This is a genomic window from Pseudomonas putida (assembly GCA_041879295.1).
Lineage (GTDB): Bacteria > Pseudomonadota > Gammaproteobacteria > Pseudomonadales > Pseudomonadaceae > Aquipseudomonas > Aquipseudomonas putida_Y.
This window is the reverse complement of sequence record CP047152.1, coordinates 5,139,601-5,161,507: the sequence shown is the minus strand read 5'-3', so window position 1 is coordinate 5,161,507 and position 21,907 is coordinate 5,139,601. Positions and strand designations below refer to the sequence as shown.

The following is a 21,907-nucleotide window of genomic DNA, read 5'->3' as shown; positions in this document are numbered from 1 at the left end:
GAAGTGGGTTTCAGTAGCCTGGGTTGCCGAGTCCCTGCCAATGCCGTGCCCCGACAAAGATGAAGCGCAATTGCTGGGTGATCTTTTCCTGCGGCGTCAGGACCTGTGGATAACCCGCTTCCGGGTTGTCGATAAGCTCGGGCAGGGTGGCGAATACGGTCTTGACCACCAGGTCGGCCATCACCGCCAGCGCAGCGCTGTCCAGGTGTTGCCATCGCTTCATCCGCGCAAGGTCGGTGGCAAGGTCGTCGCTGATATCCTGGCGCAGGCGGGCAATGGCCTGGCGCACGGCCTGTGAACCGCCGTACTGCTCGCGGGCCAGGAACAGGAACTGCGCGTGGTGGGCGGCTACCACATCGAGAAAGATGCGCACCGAAGCGTCGGTGATGCCGCCCAGTTCGAACTCGTTCTGGCGCACCAGGCGGATGGTCTGGCGGAAGGTGGTGTCGATTTCGGCGACAAGGGCCAGGCCCAGGGCGTCCATGTCGGAGAAATGCCGGTAGAAGCCGGTCGGCACGATGCCGGCTGTTTTCGCCACCTCGCGCAGGCTGATACTGCCGAAACCACGGCCACTCTCCATGAGCAGGCAGGCGGCATCGAGCAGGGCCTGGCGGGTCTGTAGCTTCTGTTCGGCGCGCGGCAGCATGGTGCGGGCTTCTGTAACGGTCAGGCTGGGCACTCTAGATAAAAAAACAAAGCCCGGTCAATGGACCGGGCCTGGAGGGGAGCAAGCGTTTTGACATAAGTTGTTCTTTTCGGCCATGGCGATCAGCTCACACGGCTGAGTTCAACCAGGCGATCCGAGCCACCCTCAGCGACACGGCCAGCTTGTTCGATCAGGCGATCCGAGCCACCTTCAGCAACTCGGCCACTTTGTTCGATCAGGCGGTCCGAGCCACCTTCAGCGACACGGCCAGCTTGTTCGATCAGGCGATCCGAGCCACCTTCAGCAACTCGGCCACTTTGTTCGATCAGGCGATCCGAGCCACCTTCGGCGACACGGCCAGCTTGTTCGATCAGGCGATCCGAGCCACCTTCAGCAACACGGCCACTTTGTTCGATCAGGCGATCCGAGCCACCTTCAGCGACACGGCCAGCTTGTTCGATCAGGCGATCCGAGCCACCTTCGGCGACACGGCCAGTGCGTTCGATCAGGCGATCAGAACCACCTTCAGCTACGGCTTTCAGCGGCTGGGCAATTTCGGCAGCGCTGGAGCGCGCTTCGGACGTCAGGTGTTGCTCGGACGCTGGCAGGGCGAAAGCGTTGGCGGCCAGAAGGGACAGGGTCAGGGTCAGCAGATGGCGTTTCATGATTTCGGTGCTCCTCTCGGGGGCTGGAAAGTGGGTACGGAGCCAATGCTACGCCGCGTAACGCCAGAGAGAAGTTCATATGGGTAATGGTAACAATCGACCATATTGATAGAGGTTGGAAAGGCCTCTATTCCAAGCCTTGCAGGCGTAATGACAATCCCCTGACCCTGTTGATGGTAGGTAACATGTGCGCCGTGGCGCGACAGATTCCTGAGCAAAAGGCCAGGAAAAACTTCGCTATCATGGCGCCATCGATAAAACCTCGCGGGTTTTCATCAGTCGGAGTTATTGAGGCCATCGCTGCGCCTGTTTTCTGTCATGCCGCAAGGAGAATTACGCAATGACGCGTCCCGCCAGAATCCTCGTCTGGACCCTCGCCAGCCTGCTCACCGTGCTGGCGATCCTGGTGGTAGTGATTGCCACCTTCGACTGGAACCGCGTCAAGCCATTGCTAAACGAGAAGGTCTCCGAAGCCTTGCATCGGCCCTTCGCGATCAACGGCAACCTCGCCGTGCACTGGCGTACCGAACCCGAAGAGGGCGGTTGGCGTGCCTGGGTGCCTTGGCCGCACTTCATTGCCGAAGACCTGACGCTGGGCAACCCCGAGTGGCTCAAGGAGCCGAAGATGGTCGGCCTTGAGCGCGTGGAGTTTCGCCTGGCGCCGCTGCCGCTGGTGTTCCAGCAGATCAGCATACCCCGCATCAACCTCACCAAGCCCACTGCCAGCCTCACTCGCCTGGCCGATGGCCGTGCCAACTGGGTCTTCGACTTCGGCCCCAAGGATGAAAACGCTGAACCTTCCAAATGGCAGCTGGACATCGGCGCCATCGGCTTCGATCAGGGCAACGTCAGCTTCGACGACCAGACCCTGAAAACCAGCATGAAGGTGCAGATCGACCCGCTTGGCAAACCAATCCCGTTCAGTGAGATTGTCGGCAAGGCCAGTGCCGAGAAGGTCGGTGGTGCGCAGGACTATGCCTTCGGCCTCAAGGCCCAGGGCCGCTATAAAGGCCAGCCAGTGTCCGGCACCGGCAAGATCGGTGGCCTGCTGGCCCTGCAGGACGCCAGCCAGCCGTTCCCGCTGCAGGCCGACGTGCGCATCGCCGACACCCATGTGGTCCTCGCCGGCACCCTCACCGACCCGCGTAATCTTGGCGCCCTCGACCTGCGCCTGCGTTTGTCGGGTGCCAGCCTGGGTAACCTCTACCCCTTGACCGGGGTCACCTTGCCTGACACCCCGGCCTATTCCACCGACGGTCGCCTCAGCGCCAACCTGCATGCGGCGGCAGGGGCGACGTTCAATTACCAGGGCTTCAACGGCAAGATCGGCGACAGCGATATCCACGGGGACCTGGCCTTCGTTGCCAGCCAGCCACGGCCCAGACTGTCCGGTAACCTGGTATCGAACCAGCTGCTGTTCAAGGACCTGGCGCCGCTGATCGGCGCCGACTCCAATGCCGAACAGAAGGCCCGCGGCGGTGCCAGCAAGCAGCCTGCAGGCAAGGTGCTGCCAGTGGAGGCGTTTCGCACCGAGCGCTGGCGCGCGATGGACGCTGACGTCACTTTTGCTGGCAAGCGCATCGTGCACAGCGCGCAGCTGCCGTTCAATGACCTGTCGGCCCATGTGGTTCTCGAAGACGGCCTGTTGCGTCTGGAGCCCCTGCGCTTTGGCGTGGCTGGCGGCAGCCTGGCCTCCAACATCCGCCTGGACGGGCGCAGCGTGCCCTTGCAGGGGCGTGCGAAGTTGACTGCGCGGGGCTTCAAGCTCAAGCAGCTGTTCCCCACCTTTGCGCCTATGCAGACCAGTTTTGGTGAGCTCAATGGTGACGCCGACATCAGCGGCCGTGGCAACTCGGTAGCCGCCTTGCTGGGTACAGCCAATGGCGACCTGCGCATGCTGATCAACGATGGCGCCATCAGCCGCAGCTTGATGGAAATTGCCGGGTTGAATGTGGGCAACTATGTGGTCGGCAAGTTGTTTGGTGATGAGGACGTGAAGATCAACTGTGCGGCTGCTGATGTTGGCATCAAGGATGGACTGGCGACTACGCGACTGTTCATCTTCGATACCGAGAACGCGATCATCTACATCAACGGCACGGCAAATTTCGCTTCCGAGCAACTGGATTTGAACATCACCCCGGAATCGAAAGGGCTGCGGTTGTTCTCGCTACGTTCACCGCTGTATGTGCGCGGACCGTTTGTCAAACCGAGCGCCGGTGTGCAGGCACTGCCGCTGGCGTTGCGCGGCGCAGGGATGGTTGCGCTGGGTGTTGTTGCCGGGCCGGCGGCGGGGTTGCTGGCGCTGATTGCGCCCAGCAGCGGGGATGACCCGAACCAGTGCACACCGTTGTTGCAGCAGATGAAGGCAGGCAAGGCGCCGGCAACGGTAAAGGCGCAGAAATAGCAGGGGCCGCAAAGCGGCCCCAGAAGGGTGTCGGAAATCAAAGGCCTTGCAGCAGGTCGGACATATCGTCCGCGTGCTCTTCTTCCTGCGCCAGGATGTCTTCGAATATGCGACGGGTAGTCGGGTCCTTATCCCCGATGTACTGAATGATTTCCCGGTAGCTGTCTATGGCGATCCGCTCTGCCACCAAGTCTTCCAGCACCATCTCTTTCAGCGAATTGCCGGCCACGTACTGGGCATGCGAGTTCTTGGTCAGGTTGTCGGGGTTGAAGTCCGGCTCTCCGCCAAGTTGCACAATGCGCTCGGCCAACTTGTCGGCATGTTCGGCTTCCTGGTTGGCATGTTCCAGAAATTCCTCGGCAGCCACACTCGCTTTTATGCCGCTGGCCATGAAGTAGTGGCGTTTGTAGCGCAGCACACAGACCAGCTCGGTGGCCAGCGATTCATTAAGCAGGCGCAGGATCTGCTCACGGTCGGCGTGGTAACCCTCGGTCACTGCGCCTTGCTCCACATGCTGGCGTGCACGCTCGCGCAGGGTTTTCACATCGGTCAATTCAACATTGCTCATGGTTATCTCCAGCAGGGGTCAGGGTCAGGTTGGAGCGCAGGCTTACGCGCCATGCAGGGCGTCGCTGTCCTCTTGGCGTTGTTTGCAGGTCTTGAAGCCTTTGGCATCGACATGGCCGGTGGCATCGAAGCGCACGTAGTAGGGCTGCTGATTGCCATCACGGTTGAGGATGTAGTTGTTGCAGGTGCCCCCGTGCGGCAGGTCGATCACGTTCGACGGGCTGCCGCCAATGGCGATGACCTTCTGCATGGTCATACCGTTCTCCACCTGCTTGACCAGCGGCTCGTCGCGGTAGGTGACGTAATCCACCGGGTTTTCCGGGCGGCTGCCGCAGGCGGTCAGGGTGGCGCTTGCCAGAAGGATTGCCAGGGTCTGCTTGTACATTTTCCCGCTCCTTGCAAAGGGTCTGTGTGGTTTTGAACCACAACGCGCGCCGGGAGTTCGATTGCGATGGTCATGATGGCCGCTGTAGTGTTGGCCTGTCATCCACGCAAAAGGGGCTGCGTCAATGCAGCAGGATTTGGCCACGCGATACCCGCTGGTGCTGGTGCCGGGCATGCTCGGGTTTGTCCGGATGGTGCTCTACCCCTACTGGTTCGGTATTGTGCCGGCCCTGCGCAAGGGCGGGGCGCAGGTGTTTCCGGTGCAGGTTTCGCCGCTGCATTCCAGCGAGGTACGTGGCGAGCAGTTGCTGGCGATCATTGACGACATCTGCCAACGTACTGGCGTCGACAAGGTCAACCTCATCGGCCACAGCCAGGGCGCCCTGAGCGCGCGTTACGCAGCGGCCAAACGGCCGGGGCGGGTGGCATCGGTCACGTCGGTGGCGGGGCCCAACCATGGTTCTGAGCTGGCCGACCACCTGGAACGCACGGCACCGGGCAATTCACCCCAGGGGCGCATCCTCAAGGCTGTGCTGCATGGGTTTGCCGTGCTGCTGGTGTGGCTGGAAACCGGCTGGCGTCGTGAGCCGCTGCCGGTAGATGTGCACGCCTCGCACCAGTCGCTGACCAGCGCCGGGGTGGCACTGTTCAACCAGGCTTATCCACAGGGCCTGCCGCAAACCTGGGGTGGGGAAGGGGCTTATGAGGTCAATGGCGTACGCTATTACTCCTGGTCCGGCACCCTGCAACCGGGCCTGACAGATCAGGGGCGCAACCGCTTCGACGGCAGCAGCCGCTTCTGCCGCCTCTTCGCACGCAGCTTTATCAAGGAAAAGGGCCATTGCGACGGCATGGTCGGGCGTTTCAGTTCGCACCTGGGGCAAGTGATCGGCGACGATTACCCGCTCGATCACCTGGACATCGTCAACCAGTCACTCGGTGCCGTGGGCAAAGGCGCCGAGCCGGTGCGGCTGTTCACCGAACATGCCGCCCGGCTCAAGGCGGCGGGGCTTTAGCTCAAGCGCCTTGGCGCTAACCGACATCTTGGTGAGCACGGTGCTTCCGGCCCAGGAGAGGATGGCGGTAAGGGGAATAGGTAATTCATTTAGCAGGTCTCGAAAAGCAGTTTTTGGAGGCGTTCGCCGTTACAGCAGATGCACCTGTAAGGTCGAGCGCCGCCCGCGCGGCGCATCGCGAGCTGCGCTCGCTCCTACGTTTGTTTCGGGCCAGTTATGCCTGTGACAGGCGCGCGCGACCGCCTTGTTTGTACGACGCGATATCGCGGCATGCGCAAAGGCGGGCGCGCGCAACTCCCCCCAGGAATAATTGGCCCGAAACAAACGTAGGAGCGAGCGCAGCTCGCGATGCGCCGCGCGGGCGGCGCTCGCTCTATGCACCACCTCAGAACTCACGTCAGGCATCTCTTGCCCGCACCTCGCCAGGCGCGGGGGGGCGTTGAACATTCTTGGCTACACTCAGCTCGACCCCCGTGCATCGGGCGCGGAGCCAAGGAGACCACTCCATGAAAGTGCTGCAAATCCCGTTACTGGCGCTGGCGGTGTTGTTCAGTGCCCAAGGTTTCGCTGCCAATACCGCGCAGCAGGAGAAAATGAAAACCTGCAACGCCGACGCCACCGCCAAGGCCCTCAAGGGCGATGAACGCAAAGCGTTCATGAGCACCTGCCTGAAAAAGGATGCGCCACAAACCCAGCAAGAGAAAATGAAGACCTGCAATGCTGACGCTACCACCAAAGCCCTGAAGGGGGACGAGCGCAAGGCCTTCATGAGCGATTGCCTGAAGAAGAAATGACCTGCGCCTATGCCTGCGCCGCCAAGGCTGGCAGACTGCGGCATTCCCGCTGTCTGCCGTCGAGGCTGTATGACCTTTACTCCCCGTCAGATCACCCTGGCCAGCCTGATCATCGTCATGGCCGGGTTGCTGCTGACTTTGCCCCTGAAGTTGCTGCCCAGCCTGCTGGCCGGTTTGCTGGTGTTCGAACTGGTCAACATGCTGACCCCGCGCCTGCAGCCGCTGCTTGCTGGTCAACGCGCGCGTTGGCTGGCCGTGGCGCTGCTCGGCACTTTGGTGGTCAGCACCCTGACACTGCTGATTGCCGGTGCATTCAGCTTCCTGTTGCACGAGGCGGAAAACCCCGGTGCTTCGCTGGACAAGTTCATGTCCTTGGTCGAGCGAGCCCGCAGCCAGTTGCCCCCCTTCATCGAAGGCTACCTGCCTGCCAGTGCCGCAGAGTTCAAGGTGGCCATCGGCGACTGGATCAAGAGCCACCTGAGCGATTTGCAGCTGGTGGGCAAGGGCATGGCGCACATGTTCGTGACGATGCTGATTGGCATGATCCTCGGCGCTATCATCGCTTTGCAGCGCATTCCCGATATTTCCCGGCGCAAGCCCCTGGCGGCGGCGCTGTTCGAGCGTCTTAGCCTGCTGGTGAAGGCGTTTCGCAACATCGTGTTCGCGCAGATCAAGATCTCGATGCTCAACACGATCTTCACCGGCATTTTCTTGGCCGTGGTGATGCCACTGTTCGACGTGCACCTGCCGTTGACCAAGACGCTGATCGTGCTGACCTTCCTGCTGGGCCTGCTGCCGGTGATCGGCAACCTGATGTCCAATACCTTGATCACCATCGTCGGCCTGTCGCTGTCGATCTGGGTGGCGGCGGCTGCGCTGGGTTACCTGGTCGTTATCCACAAGGTCGAGTACTTCCTCAACGCGCGGATCGTGGGTGGGCAGATCAGTGCCAAGGCATGGGAATTGCTGCTGGCGATGCTGGTATTCGAGGCGGCGTTCGGGCTACCCGGTGTCGTGGCGGGGCCCATCTACTATGCCTATCTGAAGAGTGAGCTGAAGCGGGCGGAGCTGGTTTGATCATGTATTGGCCTGTACCGGCGTGTTCGCTGGTACAGGCTAAACAAACAAATCAGGCAGCGCCGTAACGCTTGCGCGCCTCGATAGCCAGCCCGCTACCAATGCTGCCAAAGATGTTGCCTTCTACATGCCGCGCATTCGGCAGCATCGCCGAAACACTGTTGCGCAGCGCTGGAATGCCGCTGGAGCCACCCGTGAAGAACACCGTATCGACCTGGCCTTCGCTTACCCCGGCCTTGGCCAGCAGTTCGGTGACGCTGCCGCGCACGCGCTCCAGCAGGCCTTCGATCGCCTCTTCGAACAGTGCGCGGGTCAGTTCCGCAGTCAGTTCGGGCTCGACGCGGCGCAGGTCGATGTGGCGGCTGTCGCGCTCGGTCAGTTCGATCTTGCTGGCTTCCACTTCCATCGCCAGCCAGTGCCCGGCGCGTTGCTCGATCAATTTGAACAGGCGATCGATGCCGAAGCTGTCCTCGATGTCATAACGCATGCTGCCCAGCGCCAACTGCGATTTCTGCGAGTACAAGGCGTTGATGGTGTGCCAGGTGGCCAGGTTGAGGTGGTAGCTGGTCGGCATCAGCGCACCGCTCTTCATGCGGCTGCCGTAGCCAAACAACGGCATCACGCCCTGAAGGCTCAGTTGCTTGTCGAAGTCGGTACCGCCAATGTGCACACCGCCGGTGGCGAGGATGTCACTTTGGCGCTCGGCGACCAGGTGGCGCTCGGGCGACAGGCGGATCAGGGTGAAGTCCGAGGTACCACCGCCGATGTCGACGATCAGCACCAGCTCTTCGCGGCTGATGCTCGACTCATAGTCGAAGGCCGCGGCAATCGGCTCGTACTGGAACGACACGTCCTTGAAGCCGATTTTGCGCGCCACCTCGGCCAAGGTGTCTTCGGCCTCCTGGTCGGCAGCCGGGTCTTCGTCGACGAAGAACACCGGGCGGCCCAGCACCACCTGGTCGAATTCACGGCCAGCGGCTGCTTCAGCGCGCTTCTTGAGCTCGCCGATGAACATGCCCAGCAGGTCCTTGAACGGCAAGGCGCTGCCCAGCACGCTGGTGTCGTGCTTGATCAGCTTCGAGCCCAGCAGGCTTTTCAGCGAGCGCATCAGGCGGCCTTCGTAGCCTTCCAGGTACTCGTGCAGCGCCAGGCGGCCATACACCGGGCGCCGCTCTTCGATATTGAAGAACACCACCGAGGGCAAGGTGATCTTGCCGTCTTCCAGGGCAATCAGCGACTCGACGCCAGGCCGGTGCCAGCCGACCGTGGAGTTGGAGGTGCCAAAGTCGATGCCCAGGGCGCGGGCCGGGGATACGTCAGACATGGGAAATGGGCTTCCGGAGGCAAAACGGCCGCGCAGTGTATGCCAGTTGGCTACAGAATCAAGACCAGTCGTCTGCCTTGAGACAAACCCAAGTCGGTCTTGAAAGGCTATGCTTGACCCCTATCTTCAGTTGCAACATGCACATTCACATTGGTGATCCATAAATGGACTTCAAAGACTATTACAAGATACTCGGCGTAGAGCCCACTGCGGACGACAAGGCGATCAAGGCCGCTTACCGCAAACTGGCGCGCAAGTATCACCCCGATGTCAGCAAGGAGCGCGACGCCGAAGAAAAATTCAAGGAGGCCAACGAGGCCTATGAGGTGCTGGGCGACGCGCAGAAACGTGCCGAGTTCGACGAAATTCGCAAGTACGGCGGCCAGCATGGCCGGCCGTTCCAGGCACCACCGGGTTGGGAAAATCGTGGCGGTGGCGGCGGCTTCGAAGGCGGCGACTTCTCCGACTTCTTCAGCTCGATCTTCGGTGGGCGCAGTGCTGGTGGCAATCCCTTCGGTGGCGCCCGGCAGCAGCAACGCAGTGCCGGCAGGCGGGGGCAGGACGTGGAGCTTGAACTGGCAGTATTCCTTGAAGAGACCCTGAGCAAGGAGTCCAAGCAGATCAGCTTCCAGGTGCCGCAAACCAATGCCATGGGCCAGCGCACCGGCTTCACCACCAAGACCTTGAACGTGAGGATTCCGGCCGGGGTGACCGACGGCGAGCGCATCCGCCTCAAGGGCCAGGGCGCGCCGGGCAGCGGTGGCGGGGCCAACGGTGACCTGTTCCTGACCATCCGCATGGCACCCCACCCGCTGTTCGATGTCGAAGGTCATGACCTGATCATCACTGTGCCGTTGGCACCGTGGGAGGCGGCCCTGGGCGCCAAGGTGGCGGTTCCGACCCTGGATGGCAAGATCAACCTGACCATCCGCCCTGACAGCCAGAGCGGCCAGCGCCTGCGTGTACCGGGCAAGGGCCTGGCGAACAAGCAGGGAGAGCGCGGCAACCTTTATGCGCAGCTCAAAGTGGTGATGCCACCCGCGTCGGACGAATCTGCCCGCGAACTCTGGACCAAGCTTTCCGAGAAAGCTGCGTTCAACCCGAGGACACAATGGAGTAAGTGATCATGAGCAGCACCCTGATCGTTCAACTGGACATGCGTACCCTGTGTCAGGAAGCCGATGTCACGGCTGAATGCGTGATCGAAATTGTCGAGCACGGCATTGTCGAACCTTCCGGGCGAACGCCGGAGGACTGGCTGTTTGACGATCAGGCGCCGCTGGTGGCCAAACGAGCGGTGAAGCTGCACCAGGAGCTGGAACTGGAGTGGGAAGGGGTGGCGCTGGCGCTGGAACTGTTGCAGGAAGTGCAGCAGTTGCGCAGTGAGAACAGCATGCTGAAGCAGCGGCTGGGCCGGTTTATCCAGATGTAGGCTCCCTTGCCGACATCTGTGGGGGCGACACAAGGCCGCTCCCACAATGGACCGCATTTCAGGCCGGTTCGGCGCCCGGGTTCAGCACCAGCTGCATGAAGGTCAGATCCAGCCAGCGGCCAAACTTCACCCCCACCTGCGGCATCTGTCCGGTCACCACGAAGCCCAGTCGCTCATGCAGGCGCACCGACGCTGCATTGCCACGCTCGATCGCTGCCACCATCACATGCTTGCCACACCCGCGCGCGCGCTCGACCAGTGCCGCCATCAACACCGGCCCGAGCCCTTTGCCACGCTGGTCACTGCGGACGTACACCGAGTGCTCAACGGTCAGGCGAAAGCCCTCGAACGGCCGCCAGTCGCCGAACGAGGCATACCCCAGTACGCCCGTCTCATCTGTTGCTACCAAAATCGGGTAGCCCTGCTGCGCCCGCGCTTCAAACCAGGCCTGGCGGTTGCCGAGGTCTACCGGGTTTTCGTTCCAGATCGCCGTGGTGTTGAGCACCGCGTCGTTGTAGATGTCGAGTATGCCTGGCACATCGATGGGCAGGGCATCGCGGATTTCGTAGCTCATGACAGCGTCTCGCAAGGTCGTTGCTCGCAGATTAAATGGTTACCAGCCCGCGTACACCTTCGGCTTGCATGTTTTCGCCGCGACCGCGCTGGATGATTTCGCCGCGGGCCATGACCAGGTACTGGTCAGCCAGTGCTTCGGCGAAGTCGTAGAATTGCTCCACCAGCAAAATTGCCATGTCGCCACGCTCGGCCAGGCGGCGGATGACCGCTCCAATCTCCTTGATCACCGACGGCTGGATGCCTTCGGTCGGCTCGTCGAGAATCAGCAGGCGCGGGCGGCTGGCCAGGGCGCGGCCGATGGCCAGCTGTTGCTGCTGGCCGCCAGAGAGGTCGCCACCACGGCGCTGCTTCATCTGCTCCAGCACAGGGAACAGTTCGTAGATGAAGGCCGGTACCTCGCGGGCTTCGCGGGCGGGGAAGCGCGACAGGCCCATCAGCAGGTTTTCCTCGACGGTGAGGCGCGGGAAGATTTCGCGGCCCTGGGGCACGTAGGCGATGCCGGCCTGCACCCGTTGCTGTGGTTTGAACGCGGTGATCGGCTTGCCTTCCCATTCGATGCTGCCGTCGCGGGCGGGCACCAGGCCCATCAGGCAGCGCAGCAAGGTGGTCTTGCCCACGCCGTTACGGCCCAGCAGGCAGGTCACTTCGCCGACCTTGGCTTCGAAGGACAGGCCACGCAGGATGTGGCTGCCGCCGTAGTACTGGTGCAGGGTGTCGATCTTGAGCATGTGAGAGTTCCTGAAAGGGATGCTGTGCCTGTGCCCGCCTTTTCGCTACAGGAGGCGTAATGCCATGGGGCGGTTCCCGTTGTAGGAGCGGGCTTGCCCGCGAAGAGGCCGGCACAGGCGCCAAAAATTCAAATCCGGTCAACGGCCCAGATACACCTCGACCACCCGCTCATCCGCCTGCACCTGCTCCAGCGAGCCTTCCGCCAGCACGCTCCCCTGGTGCAGCACGGTCACATGGTCGGCAATACTGCCGACAAAGCCCATGTCATGTTCCACCACCATCAGCGAATGCTTGCCGGCCAGGCCCTTGAACAGCTCGGCGGTAAACTCGGTCTCGGCATCGGTCATGCCGGCTACCGGTTCATCCAGCAGCAGCAGTTGCGGCTCCTGCACCAGCAGCATGCCGATCTCCAGAAACTGCTTCTGCCCGTGCGACAGCAAGCCGGCCTGGCGCTGGGCCAGCGGCAGCAGGCGCAAGGTGGCCAGCACTTCCTCGATGCGCTGGCGCTGGTCACCGCTAAGGCGCGCCGCCAGGCTGGCCCATACCGACTTGTCGGTCTTCAGCGCCAGTTCCAGGTTCTCGAATACGGTCAGCGCCTCGAACACTGTGGGCTTCTGGAACTTGCGGCCAATGCCGGCCTGGGCGATCTGGTATTCGCTCATGCGGGTCAGGTCGAGGGTATCGCCGAAGTAAGCCGTGCCGCTGTCGGGACGAGTCTTGCCGGTGATTACGTCCATCATCGTGGTCTTGCCGGCGCCGTTGGGGCCGATGATGCAGCGCAGCTCGCCCACCCCGATGTACAGGTTCAGCGTGTTGAGCGCCTTGAAACCATCGAAGCTGACGCTGATGTCTTCCAGGCTCAGCACCGTACCGTGGCGGGTGTCGAGGCCGGCCTTGCGGCTGTGGCCCAGGCCAATGGCATCGCGCCCGGCACCGAGGTTGTCGAATACCGGTTCCAGCATGAATTCCGGGTGGACTGGGGGCACGCCTCTCATGGCTGGCTCCTTTTCTTCAACAGGCCGACCACGCCCTTGGGCAGGTACAGGGTGACGAGGATGAACAACGCGCCGAGGAAGAACAGCCAGAACTCGGGGAAGGCCACGGTGAACCAGCTTTTCATGCCATTGACCAGACCGGCACCGAGCAGTGGGCCGATCAGCGTGCCGCGCCCGCCCAAGGCTACCCAGACGGCGGCTTCGATCGAGTTGGTCGGCGACATCTCGCTGGGGTTGATGATGCCCACCTGCGGCACGTACAGCGCACCGGCCAGGCCGCACAGCACGGCGCTCAGTACCCATACCAGCAGCTTGAAGCCGCGCGGGTCGTAGCCACAGAACATCATGCGGTTTTCAGCGTCACGCACGGCGGTGAGCAGGCGGCCGAACTTGCTGCGGGTCAGGCGCCAGCACAGGTACAGGCTGGCCAGCAGCAGGGCCACGGTCAGCAGGAACAACACCGCGCGGGTGCCTTGGGCCGCAATGTCGAAGCCGAGGATGGTGCGGAAGCTAGTGAAGCCGTTGTTACCGCCGAAGCCGGTTTCGTTGCGGAAGAACAGCAGCATGCCGGCAAAGGTCAGGGCCTGGGTCATGATCGAGAAGTACACGCCCTTGATCCGCGAGCGGAAGGCGAACCAGCCGAACACCAGCGCCAGCAGCCCGGGCGCCAGCACCACCAGGCACAGGGCCCAGGCGAAATGCTGGGTACCGGCCCAGTACCAAGGCAGCTCGGTCCACGACAGAAAGGCCATGAACCCGGGCAGGCCGTCGCCGGCTGCCTGGCGCATCAGGTACATGCCCATGGCATAGCCGCCCAAGGCGAAGAACAGGCCATGGCCCAGCGACAGCAGCCCGGCATAGCCCCAGACCAGGTCCAGGGCCAGGGCGACGATGGCGTAGCAGAGAATCTTGCCGACCAGGGTCAGGGTGTAGGCCGACACCTGCAGGGCGTGGTCTGCCGGCAGCAGTGAGCACAGTGGCAAGGCCACCAGCAGCAGGACGACGACGGCACCGATGGCAAGGGTCAGGCGCGGGCCGGCCTTTTGCGTAGCAGTGACAAGCAGTGGCTGGTTCATCAGTCGATTACCCGTCCCTTGAGGGCGAACAGGCCTTGCGGGCGTTTCTGGATGAACAGAATAATCAACGCAAGGATGAGGATCTTGCCGAGCACGGCACCGATCTGCGGCTCCAGCAGCTTGTTGGCGATGCCCAGGCCGAACGCGGCCCAGAGGCTACCGGCCAACTGCCCGACGCCGCCGAGCACCACCACCAGGAACGAGTCGATGATGTAGCTCTGGCCCAGGTCCGGGCCGACATTGCCCACCTGGCTCAAGGCCACGCCACCGAGCCCGGCGATACCCGAGCCAAGGCCAAAGGCGAGCATGTCGACGCGCCCGGTGGACACGCCGCAGCAGGCGGCCATGTTGCGGTTCTGGGTGACTGCGCGCACGTTCAGGCCCAGCCGGGTACGGTTGAGCAGCAGCCAGGTGAGCAGCACCACGGCCAGGGCGAAGCCGATGATGACCAGGCGGTTGTACGGCAGCACCAGGTTGGGCAGCAGCTGGATGCCACCGGACAGCCAGGCCGGGTTGCTCACCTCGACGTTCTGCGCACCGAAAAGCAGGCGGATGGCCTGGATCAGGATCAGGCTGATGCCCCAGGTGGCCAGCAGGGTTTCCAGTGGGCGGCCGTACAGGTGGCGGATCACCGTGCGCTCCAGCGCCATGCCTACCCCGGCACTGACAGCAAACGCCACCGGCAGTGCAATCAGCGGGTAGAACTCGATGGCGCCTGGGGCGAAACGCTGCAGCAGTACCTGGACCATGTAGGTGCTGTAGGCGCCGAGCATCAACATTTCGCCATGGGCCATGTTGATCACCCCGAGCAGGCCGAAGGTGATCGCAAGGCCCAGCGCTGCCAGCAGCAGGACCGAACCCAGCGACAGGCCGCTGAAGGCCTGGCCGAGCAGTTCGCCTACCAGCAGTTTGCGTTTGACCTGGGCCAGGCTCGTTTCGGCGGCTGTACGCACGCCCGGGTCGCGTTCCGCATCGGGCTGCAGCAGGGCTTCGAGGCGGGTGCGGGCCAGCGGGTCGCCGGTTTCACCCAGCAGGCGCACGGCGGCCAGGCGTACCGCAGGCTCGCTGGCGCCCAGTTGCAGGTTGGCCAGTGCCAGGCCGAGGGCGGCCTGCACGGCGGCGTCCGGCTCGCTGGCGAAGCGCCGGTCAAGGAAGGCCATTTGCGCGGGTTTTGCGGTTTTTTGCAGTTGTTGTGCGGCGGCCAGGCGGGTGTCGCTGTTGTCGCTGAGCAACTGATGGCTAGCCAGGGCGTTGTTGATCAGGCCGCGCAGGCGGTTGTTCAGGCGTACCTTGCGCGTGTCATCGGTGGCGATGCGGCCCTGGCGCAGGTTTTCCAGTAGCGGCAGGCGCGCGGCATCGGGTTGCGCCGCCCAGCCTTCGAGCAGGCGGGCCTGCTCGGCGGGCTTGGCGGTGAGAAAGAATTCACCCTCGCTGGCGTGGGTTGCCAAGGGCATTAGCAGGAGAAGTGTGAGCAGGAGTCTGAGCATGCGGGCAATCCTGGAAATCGGTGTTGGATTCTTCGCGGGTGAACCCGCTCCTACAGGGATTTCACCGGTCCAGAGGGCAGTGGGGATCCTGTGGGAGCGGGCAAGCCCGCGAATGGGCTGCAAAGCAGCCCCAAGCACTCAGTTACCTTTCACGGCGTAATCTGGCCGCTTGTCATTGCCCGGAATGAACGGGCTCCATGGCTGCGCCCGCAGTGGCTGCTCGGTTTCCCACACTACGCTGAACTGCCCGTCATCCTGAATCTCGCCGATCATCACCGGCTTGTGCAGGTGGTGGTTGGTCTTGTCCATGGTTAGGGTGAAGCCCGACGGTGCCTCGAAGCTCTGCCCGGCAAGCGCTTCACGCACCTTGTCGACGTCGGTGGACTTGGCTTTTTCCACCGCTTGCGCCCACATGTGGATGCCTACGTAGGTGGCTTCCATGGGGTCGTTGGTCACGGCCTTGTCGGCACCCGGCAGGCCCTTGGCCTTGGCGTAGGCCTTCCAGTCGGCGACAAATTTCTGGTTGACCGGGTTATCCACCGATTCGAAGTAGTTCCATGCCGCCAGGTGGCCCACCAGCGGTTTGGTGTCGATGCCGCGCAGTTCCTCCTCGCCCACCGAGAAGGCCACCACCGGCACGTCGGTGGCCTTCAGTCCCTGGTTGGCCAGTTCCTTGTAGAACGGCACGTTGGAGTCACCATTGACTGTGGAAATGACAGCGGTCTTGCCGCCGGCGGAGAACTTTTTGATGCTGGCGACAATGGTCTGGTAATCAGCGTGGCCGAACGGCGTGTACACCTCTTCGATGTCCTTGTCGGCCACGCCTTTGCTGTGCAGGAATGCGCGCAGGATCTTGTTGGTGGTGCGCGGGTAGACGTAGTCGGTGCCCAACAGGAAGAAGCGCTTGGCGCTGCCGCCGTCCTCGCTCATCAGGTATTCCACGGCCGGGATGGCCTGCTGGTTCGGGGCGGCGCCCGTGTAGAACACGTTCGGCGACATTTCTTCGCCCTCGTACTGCACCGGGTAGAACAGCAGGCCGTTGAGTTCTTCGAATACCGGCAGAACGGACTTGCGCGACACGGAGGTCCAGCAGCCGAACACCACGGCCACTTTGTCCTGGGTCAGCAGTTGGCGGCTCTTTTCAGCGAACAGCGGCCAGTTGGAAGCCGGGTCGACCACCACCGGTTCCAGCATCTTGCCGTTCACGCCACCCTTGGCGTTGATCTGCTCGATGGTCATCAGCGCCATGTCCTTGAGCGATGTCTCGGAAATGGCCATGGTCCCGGAAAGCGAATGCAGGATACCGACCTTGATGGTCTCGGCGGCCTGGATACTCCAGCTCAGGCCCATCGCCGCAATCGATGCGCTGAGGGTAAGGGCCTTGATCAGACTGCGACGCTTCATGTGCTCTCTCCGCTGAGTTTTTTATGGTGTTGGGCAAGCGGGGAGGGCGTTGCAAGGGGTGTGCCTAGTGGAGAAAGGTGCGGGATAGAGGGGTTGTGCGAGGTGTTGGGGCGTTGGTTGGATCCAGGTTGGTGCCTGATGGATTTGTGTGCACAGGATTGGGGCTGCAGAGCAGCCCCAGAGGCCATCAGCCGTTACGCACTGCCGTGCGCGGATGACGCTTGCTGCGCACACCCTGATAGGTCACCGCCAGCAATACAAACCAGATCGGCGTTACCACCAGCGCTGAACGCGTATCCGCCTCCAGGCTCAGCAACACCAGGATGAACGCAAAGAACGACAGGCACACGTAGCACATGAAGCGCCCGCCCGGCATCTTGTAGTTCGAGGCCTGATGCAGCGCCGCGCGGTTTTTGCGGTACTTCAGGTACGACAGCAGGATCAGCGTCCACACGAACATGAACAGCACCGCCGAGACGGTGGTGACCAGGGTGAACGCCTCGACCACGTTCGGCACCAGGTAGATCAGCACCGCACCGAGCAACAGGCAGGTGCACGAGAAGTACAGGCCGTTGGCCGGCACCGAACGGCTCGACAGTTTTTCGAAGGCCTTGGGCGCGTCACCTTCCTGCGACAGGCCGTAGAGCATGCGGCTGGTGGAGAATACGCCGCTGTTGGCCGACGAGGCCGCTGAGGTCAGCACCACGAAGTTGATGATGCTCGCCGCCGCTGGCAGGCCTGCCAGCACGAACAACTCAACGAACGGGCTCTTGCCTGGCACCACGTCGCGCCACGGGGTTACGGCCATGATCGCGATCAGCGCCAGCACATAAAACACGATGATACGGATCGGGATCGAGTTGATCGCCCGCGGCAGGGTGCGTTCCGGGTTCTTCGCTTCGGCGGCGGTGGTACCCACCAGCTCGATGCCGACGAAGGCGAACACGGCGATCTGGAAACCGGCGAAGAAACCCATCAGGCCATGGGGGAACATGCCGCCATCATTCCACAGGTTGGCCAGTTGGGCGGTGCGCCCGCTGGGCGAGGTGAAGCCGGTGATGACCATGTACAGGCCGGTGGCAACCAGGCCAAGGATGGCCACGATCTTGACCAGGGCAAACCAGAACTCCAGTTCGCCGAACATTTTTACGGTTACCAGGTTCAGCGACAGCAGCAACCCTACGCAGGTCAGCGCTGGAATCCACTGCGGCAGGTCGGGGAACCAGAACTGCGTGTAGGCGGCGATCGCGACCACATCGGCAATGCCGGTGACCACCCAGCAGAACCAGTAGGTCCAGCCGGTAAAGTAGCCGGCCCAAGGGCCGAGCAGGTCCGCGGAGAAGTCGATGAACGATTTGTAGTTCAGGTTCGACAGCAGCAGTTCGCCCATGGCGCGCATGACGAAGAACAGCATGAAGCCGATAATCATGTAGACGAAGATGATGGATGGCCCAGCCAGGCTGATGGTTTTGCCCGAGCCCATGAACAGGCCGGTACCGATCGCGCCGCCGATGGCGATCAGCTGGATGTGGCGGTTGGTCAGGTTGCGTTGCAGGTGCGGTTCATCTGTCGCTATGGGTGAGGTTTGCGTCATAGGCTGCATTCCCTTGTAAAGGCCAGTCTTCTTGTCAGAGGTAGCCGGCTAGGCTAACACGCGCGTTCCAGTTCGGGGCGCGACAGATCGACTCTCCATTTGCAGCTCAGCATTTGGCCTGTACCGGCCTCTTCGCGGGTAAACCCGCCCCTACAAAGGCAACGCGGTCCCCTGTAGGAGCGGGTTTACCCGCGAAGAGGCCAGCACAGGCAACACAAGGCTCAAGCGCTGGCCAAGACCCTGCGGCGCCTCACCACCAAACTATCCACCCCCCACATCACCACCATCGACACCCCTACCAGCGGGAACATCACCCCCAGCACCAGCATCACTGCCACCGCCGCCTTCCAGCGTGGCAGGTCATGACGCAAAGGCGGTACGCCCAGGCCGCCGTCCGGCCGGCGCTTCCACCACATCACCAGCCCGCTCACCGAACCCAGCAGGATCATCAGGCACACCAGCAGGATGATGATCTGGTTCAGCGCCCCGAACATCTTGCCTTCGTGCAGCATCACGCCCAGCTCGGTGGCGCGGGCAACCGGGCTGTAGTCGTGCCAGCGCACATCGGCCAGAACCTTGCCGGTGTATTGGTCGACATGCAGGGTGGCGTCGTTGCGCGGGTCGTCGGCGAACACGGCAATGGTGAACACGCCGCCGGCAGTGGTGGGCAGAGTAATGCTGTAGCCCGGCTCGACCTGACGCGAGGTGGCAATGTCTTCGACTTGCTGCAAGCTCACCAGGGGCGCTGCGGGCATGTCCGACATCATGTGGTGCCCGGCATGCTCAGCGTGTGCACCGGACTGCGGCATCGGCGTGTTTTCCATGGCCCAGGGCACAGTCTGACGGTGCGCGCTGTTCAGTTCACGCGCCTGCTGGTCCGACTTGGGCACGTCGTTCCACATGGCTGCCGGGAAGCGGTTCCACAAATCAGCGTACTGCTTGCCCCACAGGCCGGTCCAGGTCATGCCGCTGAGCAGCATCAACAACAGCAAGGCCGAACCCCAAAAGCCGGTTACCGCGTGCAGGTCACGCCACAGCAGTCGGCCGCGTGCCGACAGCCGCGGCCAAAGTACGCCGGCGCCATTGCGCCCGCGCGGCCACCACAGGTACAGGCCCGATACCACCAGCACGATGCCCCAGCCCGCAGCCAGTTCCACCAGCCGGTCGCCGACCGTGCCGACCATCAGTTCGCCGTGCAGGGCGCGGGCGACGGCCTGCAGGTTCTGCTTGCCATCCTGCTCACCGAGTACCTTGCCGCTGTATGGGTCGACGAACACGTTCAGTTCACGCCCGCCGTCCTGCACCACGAACTGCGCACTACGCTCTGCATTCAGTGGCGGCAGGTATTGGCTGATGTGGCCCTTGGGGTAGGCCTGGCGCACTTCAGCCAGCATCATGTCTGCGCCCTGGCGGTGGTGGCCGGCCTCGACCACCATCAGATCGCGGTACAGCAGCGGGTCGAGCTGGGGCTTGAACAGGTAGATGATGCCGGTGATTGCCAGCAGGATCATGAACGGGGCCACGAAAAGCCCTGCATAGAAATGCCAACGCCAGGCCAGGTTATAGAATGAGACGCGTGTTCCTCTCATGGGAACCTCCTTTTTGACCAGCTGAGGGGCGCAACCGAAGCTGCGCCCGTTGTTGTCAGAAGCTGAAGTCGACCTTGGTCCAGAAGGTCCTGCCTGGCTCGTTGACCGGCTGTGGATCTGTAGCCGGGTAGCCAAACCCGGCGTTCCCGGCCAGGTTCAAGTGCTCGGCGTAGGTTTTGTCGAACAGGTTGTCGACCCCTGCGCTGAGCTTGAGGTTGTTGTTCACCTTGTAGGCGCCGTTCAGGGAGAACACGCCGAAGCCGGCGCTCTTGTCGTAGTCCTTGCCAACGACGTTCCCTTGGTTTTCGGCAATGCGGTTTTGCGCCGCCACCAGCCGCCACAGTGCGCCGACGCTCCACACATCGCGGCTGTACGTCAGGCCCATGCGGCTTTCCAGGGGAGGCATTTGAGGTAGCGCTTTGCCATCGCTGCTGTTCTTGCCCCAAGCGTAGGCAAGCGTGGCGTCGGCCTTCCAGTTTTCAGTCAGCTGGTAGGCGGCGCCCAGTTCGCCACCCATGATGCGGGCATCGATGTTCTGCGCCTGCGAGGTGCTCATGCCCATCATGCCAGTGCGATAGTCGAACAGGATGTAGTCGCGAATCTGCCCGACATAGCCCGAAGCCCAGGCCTCCAGGCGTTCAGTGCGGTACTGGATGCCGAAGTCGAGCTGGGTGGTTTTTTCTGGCTTGATGCCGTCGAAGGCATTGGCCGAGCCGGGTGGTGCCAGCTTGGGTGAGAACAGCTCCCAGTAGTCGGGGAAGCGCTGGGCATGGCCGAGGCCGATGTAGGTGGTGGCCGGGATGGCCGCCAGGTCGTGCTCGTAACGGATGAAGCCGCTTGGCAGGGTATCGGCGCGGGTGTCGCCTTCGGTGGCGCTCGTTTTGCGGAAGTCGCGCGCCGAGGCGCGGTCCAGACGGGCGCCGGTAATCAAGCGGTCCTCACCGCTGACGTACCAGGTCAGTTCGCTGAAGGCGCCGTAGTTGTGGAAGTCGGCGTCCTTGGTCCAGGCCTGGCCCTTGTGTGCGTCCACACCTATACCGCCACGCTGTCGATGTTCATTGGTTTGCGCGTCGATGCCGCTGATCAGCTGCACGTCGGCCCAGCGCCAGGTGGCTTTGATGCGTGCCCCCATGGTGCGGCGGTCGACGTTGCTGACCATCGGCATGCCCATCATGCCGGTGCCCGACGGTGTGCGAAGGCTGTAGTTGTCCATCACATGGTCGGCGTAGTTGTAGTAGACCTGCGCCTCGACCTTGTCGAGCACCTCGCCGAGGTTGGACTTCTCAAAGCGCAGGCCCAGGCTTTCGCGCTTGAACTGCGAGCCGTCCATGCCGCGCCCGGCGTACCGGGCTTCGCCATCACCCTTGCCGGCAGTCAGCTCCAGCAATGTGTCCTGGTCGGGAGTCCAACCGAGAGCGACATCGCCGTTCCACTTGTCCCAGCGCGACGGCACGGTGTCGTTGTTGCCGTCGTGGTAGTCATCCGAACGTGACTGGTTGCCGACGAAGCGGGCGTAGGCCTGACTGTTACCGGCCGCGGCATCCAGCACCTTGTCGAAGCGGCCGTTGGAGCCGGCCAGCAGGCTTGCGTTGACGCGGCTGCCGAGGGTGCCGAATTTCTCCGGTTCGCGCTCGAAGAGGATGGTGCCTGCCGAGCCGCCGGGGCCCCAGATGACGCTCTGCGGGCCTTTGATCACGGTCAGGCGGTCATAGGTTTCTGGCGAAATATAGGACGTGGGCGCGTCCATGCGATTGGGGCAGGCCCCAAGCATCAGGCCTCCGTTGGTGAGGATGTTCAGACGCGAGCCGAACATGCCGCGCAATACCGGGTCGCCGTTGGTACCGCCGGCACGGATTGCCGAGAAGCCGGGGATGGTCTTCAGGTAGTCGGCTCCGTCGCTGGCCGGCACTGGCTGGCGCGGGTCTTTCGGGTTGGTGACCACGGTCAGCGGCGAACTCGGGGCCACGGCGGTGATCACCGTCGGGCTCAACTCGGGTGCGTCGTGCACATGGCCTTCATGGCCAGGGTCGGCGGCAAGGGCCATGGGGGCGAGCAGCGAGCCGCACAGGGCGGCGATGGTCCCACGCAGGGACAAGGCAAAAACAGGGGTGCAGCCGGACATAATGATTCCAGTCGATCAGTCAT

General features: G+C 62.7%; 20 protein-coding genes. 6 read left to right on the top strand and 14 right to left on the bottom strand.

Annotated features, from left to right (window positions below; translation table 11 throughout):
* Positions 1–10: 10 nt before the first annotated feature.
* Positions 11–646 carry a TetR family transcriptional regulator gene (locus GST84_23590; GenBank protein XGB15160.1) on the bottom strand — a complete coding sequence of 212 codons (636 nt, stop codon included), beginning with the start codon at positions 644–646 and terminating at the stop codon, positions 11–13.
* Between the two features lie 122 nt (positions 647–768).
* Positions 769–1,311, bottom strand: a complete 543-nt coding sequence (locus GST84_23585; GenBank protein XGB15159.1) for a phage infection protein — start codon at positions 1,309–1,311, stop codon at positions 769–771.
* A gap of 340 nt (positions 1,312–1,651) precedes the next feature.
* Between GST84_23585 and GST84_23580 the strand changes: the two genes are divergently transcribed.
* Positions 1,652–3,718 carry an AsmA family protein gene (locus tag GST84_23580; GenBank protein XGB15158.1) on the top strand — a complete coding sequence of 689 codons (2,067 nt, stop codon included), beginning with the start codon at positions 1,652–1,654 and terminating at the stop codon, positions 3,716–3,718.
* Positions 3,719–3,755: 37 nt separating this feature from the next.
* Here the strand turns inward: GST84_23580 and GST84_23575 are convergent, their stop codons facing one another.
* Positions 3,756–4,286, bottom strand: a complete 531-nt coding sequence (locus GST84_23575; protein XGB15157.1) for a bacterioferritin — start codon at positions 4,284–4,286, stop codon at positions 3,756–3,758.
* 42 nt (positions 4,287–4,328) lie between these two features.
* Positions 4,329–4,670 (bottom strand): osmotically-inducible lipoprotein OsmE, encoded by a 342-nt coding sequence (gene osmE, locus GST84_23570; protein XGB15156.1) that lies wholly within the window; start codon positions 4,668–4,670, stop codon positions 4,329–4,331.
* A gap of 124 nt (positions 4,671–4,794) precedes the next feature.
* Between osmE and GST84_23565 the strand changes: the two genes are divergently transcribed.
* From GST84_23565 to GST84_23555, 3 genes are all read left to right on the top strand, one after another.
* Entirely contained in the window at positions 4,795–5,685 is an 891-nt protein-coding gene (locus GST84_23565) for an alpha/beta fold hydrolase (GenBank protein XGB15155.1), read from the top strand.
* 506 nt (positions 5,686–6,191) lie between these two features.
* Complete coding sequence (locus GST84_23560) at positions 6,192–6,479, top strand: phosphate starvation-inducible protein PsiF (protein XGB15154.1); 288 nt, start codon at positions 6,192–6,194, stop codon at positions 6,477–6,479.
* Between the two features lie 69 nt (positions 6,480–6,548).
* The gene (locus GST84_23555; GenBank protein XGB15153.1) at positions 6,549–7,556 is read left to right on the top strand and encodes a hypothetical protein; all 1,008 of its coding nucleotides are present in this window, start codon (positions 6,549–6,551) and stop codon (positions 7,554–7,556) included.
* A gap of 52 nt (positions 7,557–7,608) precedes the next feature.
* On the opposite strand, the gene GST84_23550 is transcribed toward GST84_23555, so the two are convergent.
* Positions 7,609–8,880 carry an Hsp70 family protein gene (locus tag GST84_23550; protein ID XGB15152.1) on the bottom strand — a complete coding sequence of 424 codons (1,272 nt, stop codon included), beginning with the start codon at positions 8,878–8,880 and terminating at the stop codon, positions 7,609–7,611.
* A gap of 164 nt (positions 8,881–9,044) precedes the next feature.
* Between GST84_23550 and cbpA the strand changes: the two genes are divergently transcribed.
* Together cbpA and GST84_23540 are read left to right on the top strand one after the other, a co-directional pair.
* Positions 9,045–10,004 carry a curved DNA-binding protein gene (gene cbpA, locus GST84_23545; GenBank protein XGB15151.1) on the top strand — a complete coding sequence of 320 codons (960 nt, stop codon included), beginning with the start codon at positions 9,045–9,047 and terminating at the stop codon, positions 10,002–10,004.
* 2 nt (positions 10,005–10,006) lie between these two features.
* Positions 10,007–10,312: a chaperone modulatory protein CbpM gene (locus GST84_23540; GenBank protein ID XGB15150.1), complete on the top strand. Its 306-nt coding sequence runs from the start codon at positions 10,007–10,009 to the stop codon at positions 10,310–10,312.
* 58 nt (positions 10,313–10,370) lie between these two features.
* Here GST84_23540 and GST84_23535 read toward each other — a convergent pair whose 3' ends face one another.
* From GST84_23535 to GST84_23495, 9 genes are all read right to left on the bottom strand, one after another.
* Positions 10,371–10,886, bottom strand: a complete 516-nt coding sequence (locus tag GST84_23535) for a GNAT family N-acetyltransferase (protein ID XGB15149.1) — start codon at positions 10,884–10,886, stop codon at positions 10,371–10,373.
* A gap of 31 nt (positions 10,887–10,917) precedes the next feature.
* Positions 10,918–11,616, bottom strand: coding sequence for an urea ABC transporter ATP-binding subunit UrtE (urtE, locus tag GST84_23530; protein XGB15148.1), 699 nt, complete (start codon positions 11,614–11,616; stop codon positions 10,918–10,920).
* A 138-nt stretch (positions 11,617–11,754) separates the two neighbouring features.
* A complete protein-coding gene (urtD, locus tag GST84_23525; protein ID XGB15147.1) occupies positions 11,755–12,612 on the bottom strand; it encodes an urea ABC transporter ATP-binding protein UrtD in 858 nt (285 codons plus the stop codon).
* Entirely contained in the window at positions 12,609–13,688 is a 1,080-nt protein-coding gene (gene urtC / locus GST84_23520) for an urea ABC transporter permease subunit UrtC (GenBank protein ID XGB15146.1), read from the bottom strand. The genes urtD and urtC overlap by 4 nt, the downstream gene beginning before the upstream one ends.
* Positions 13,688–15,175, bottom strand: coding sequence for an urea ABC transporter permease subunit UrtB (urtB, locus tag GST84_23515; protein ID XGB15145.1), 1,488 nt, complete (start codon positions 15,173–15,175; stop codon positions 13,688–13,690). The genes urtC and urtB overlap by 1 nt, the downstream gene beginning before the upstream one ends.
* A gap of 138 nt (positions 15,176–15,313) precedes the next feature.
* On the bottom strand, positions 15,314–16,579 hold the full coding sequence (gene urtA / locus GST84_23510; GenBank protein XGB15144.1) for an urea ABC transporter substrate-binding protein: 1,266 nt from the start codon (positions 16,577–16,579) through the stop codon (positions 15,314–15,316).
* 187 nt (positions 16,580–16,766) lie between these two features.
* Positions 16,767–18,173, bottom strand: coding sequence for a D-serine/D-alanine/glycine transporter (gene cycA, locus GST84_23505; protein XGB15143.1), 1,407 nt, complete (start codon positions 18,171–18,173; stop codon positions 16,767–16,769).
* Positions 18,174–18,394: 221 nt separating this feature from the next.
* Positions 18,395–19,762 carry a PepSY domain-containing protein gene (locus GST84_23500; GenBank protein ID XGB15142.1) on the bottom strand — a complete coding sequence of 456 codons (1,368 nt, stop codon included), beginning with the start codon at positions 19,760–19,762 and terminating at the stop codon, positions 18,395–18,397.
* 55 nt (positions 19,763–19,817) lie between these two features.
* Positions 19,818–21,884 (bottom strand): TonB-dependent copper receptor, encoded by a 2,067-nt coding sequence (locus GST84_23495; GenBank protein XGB15141.1) that lies wholly within the window; start codon positions 21,882–21,884, stop codon positions 19,818–19,820.
* Between the last annotated feature and the right edge of the window lie 23 nt (positions 21,885–21,907).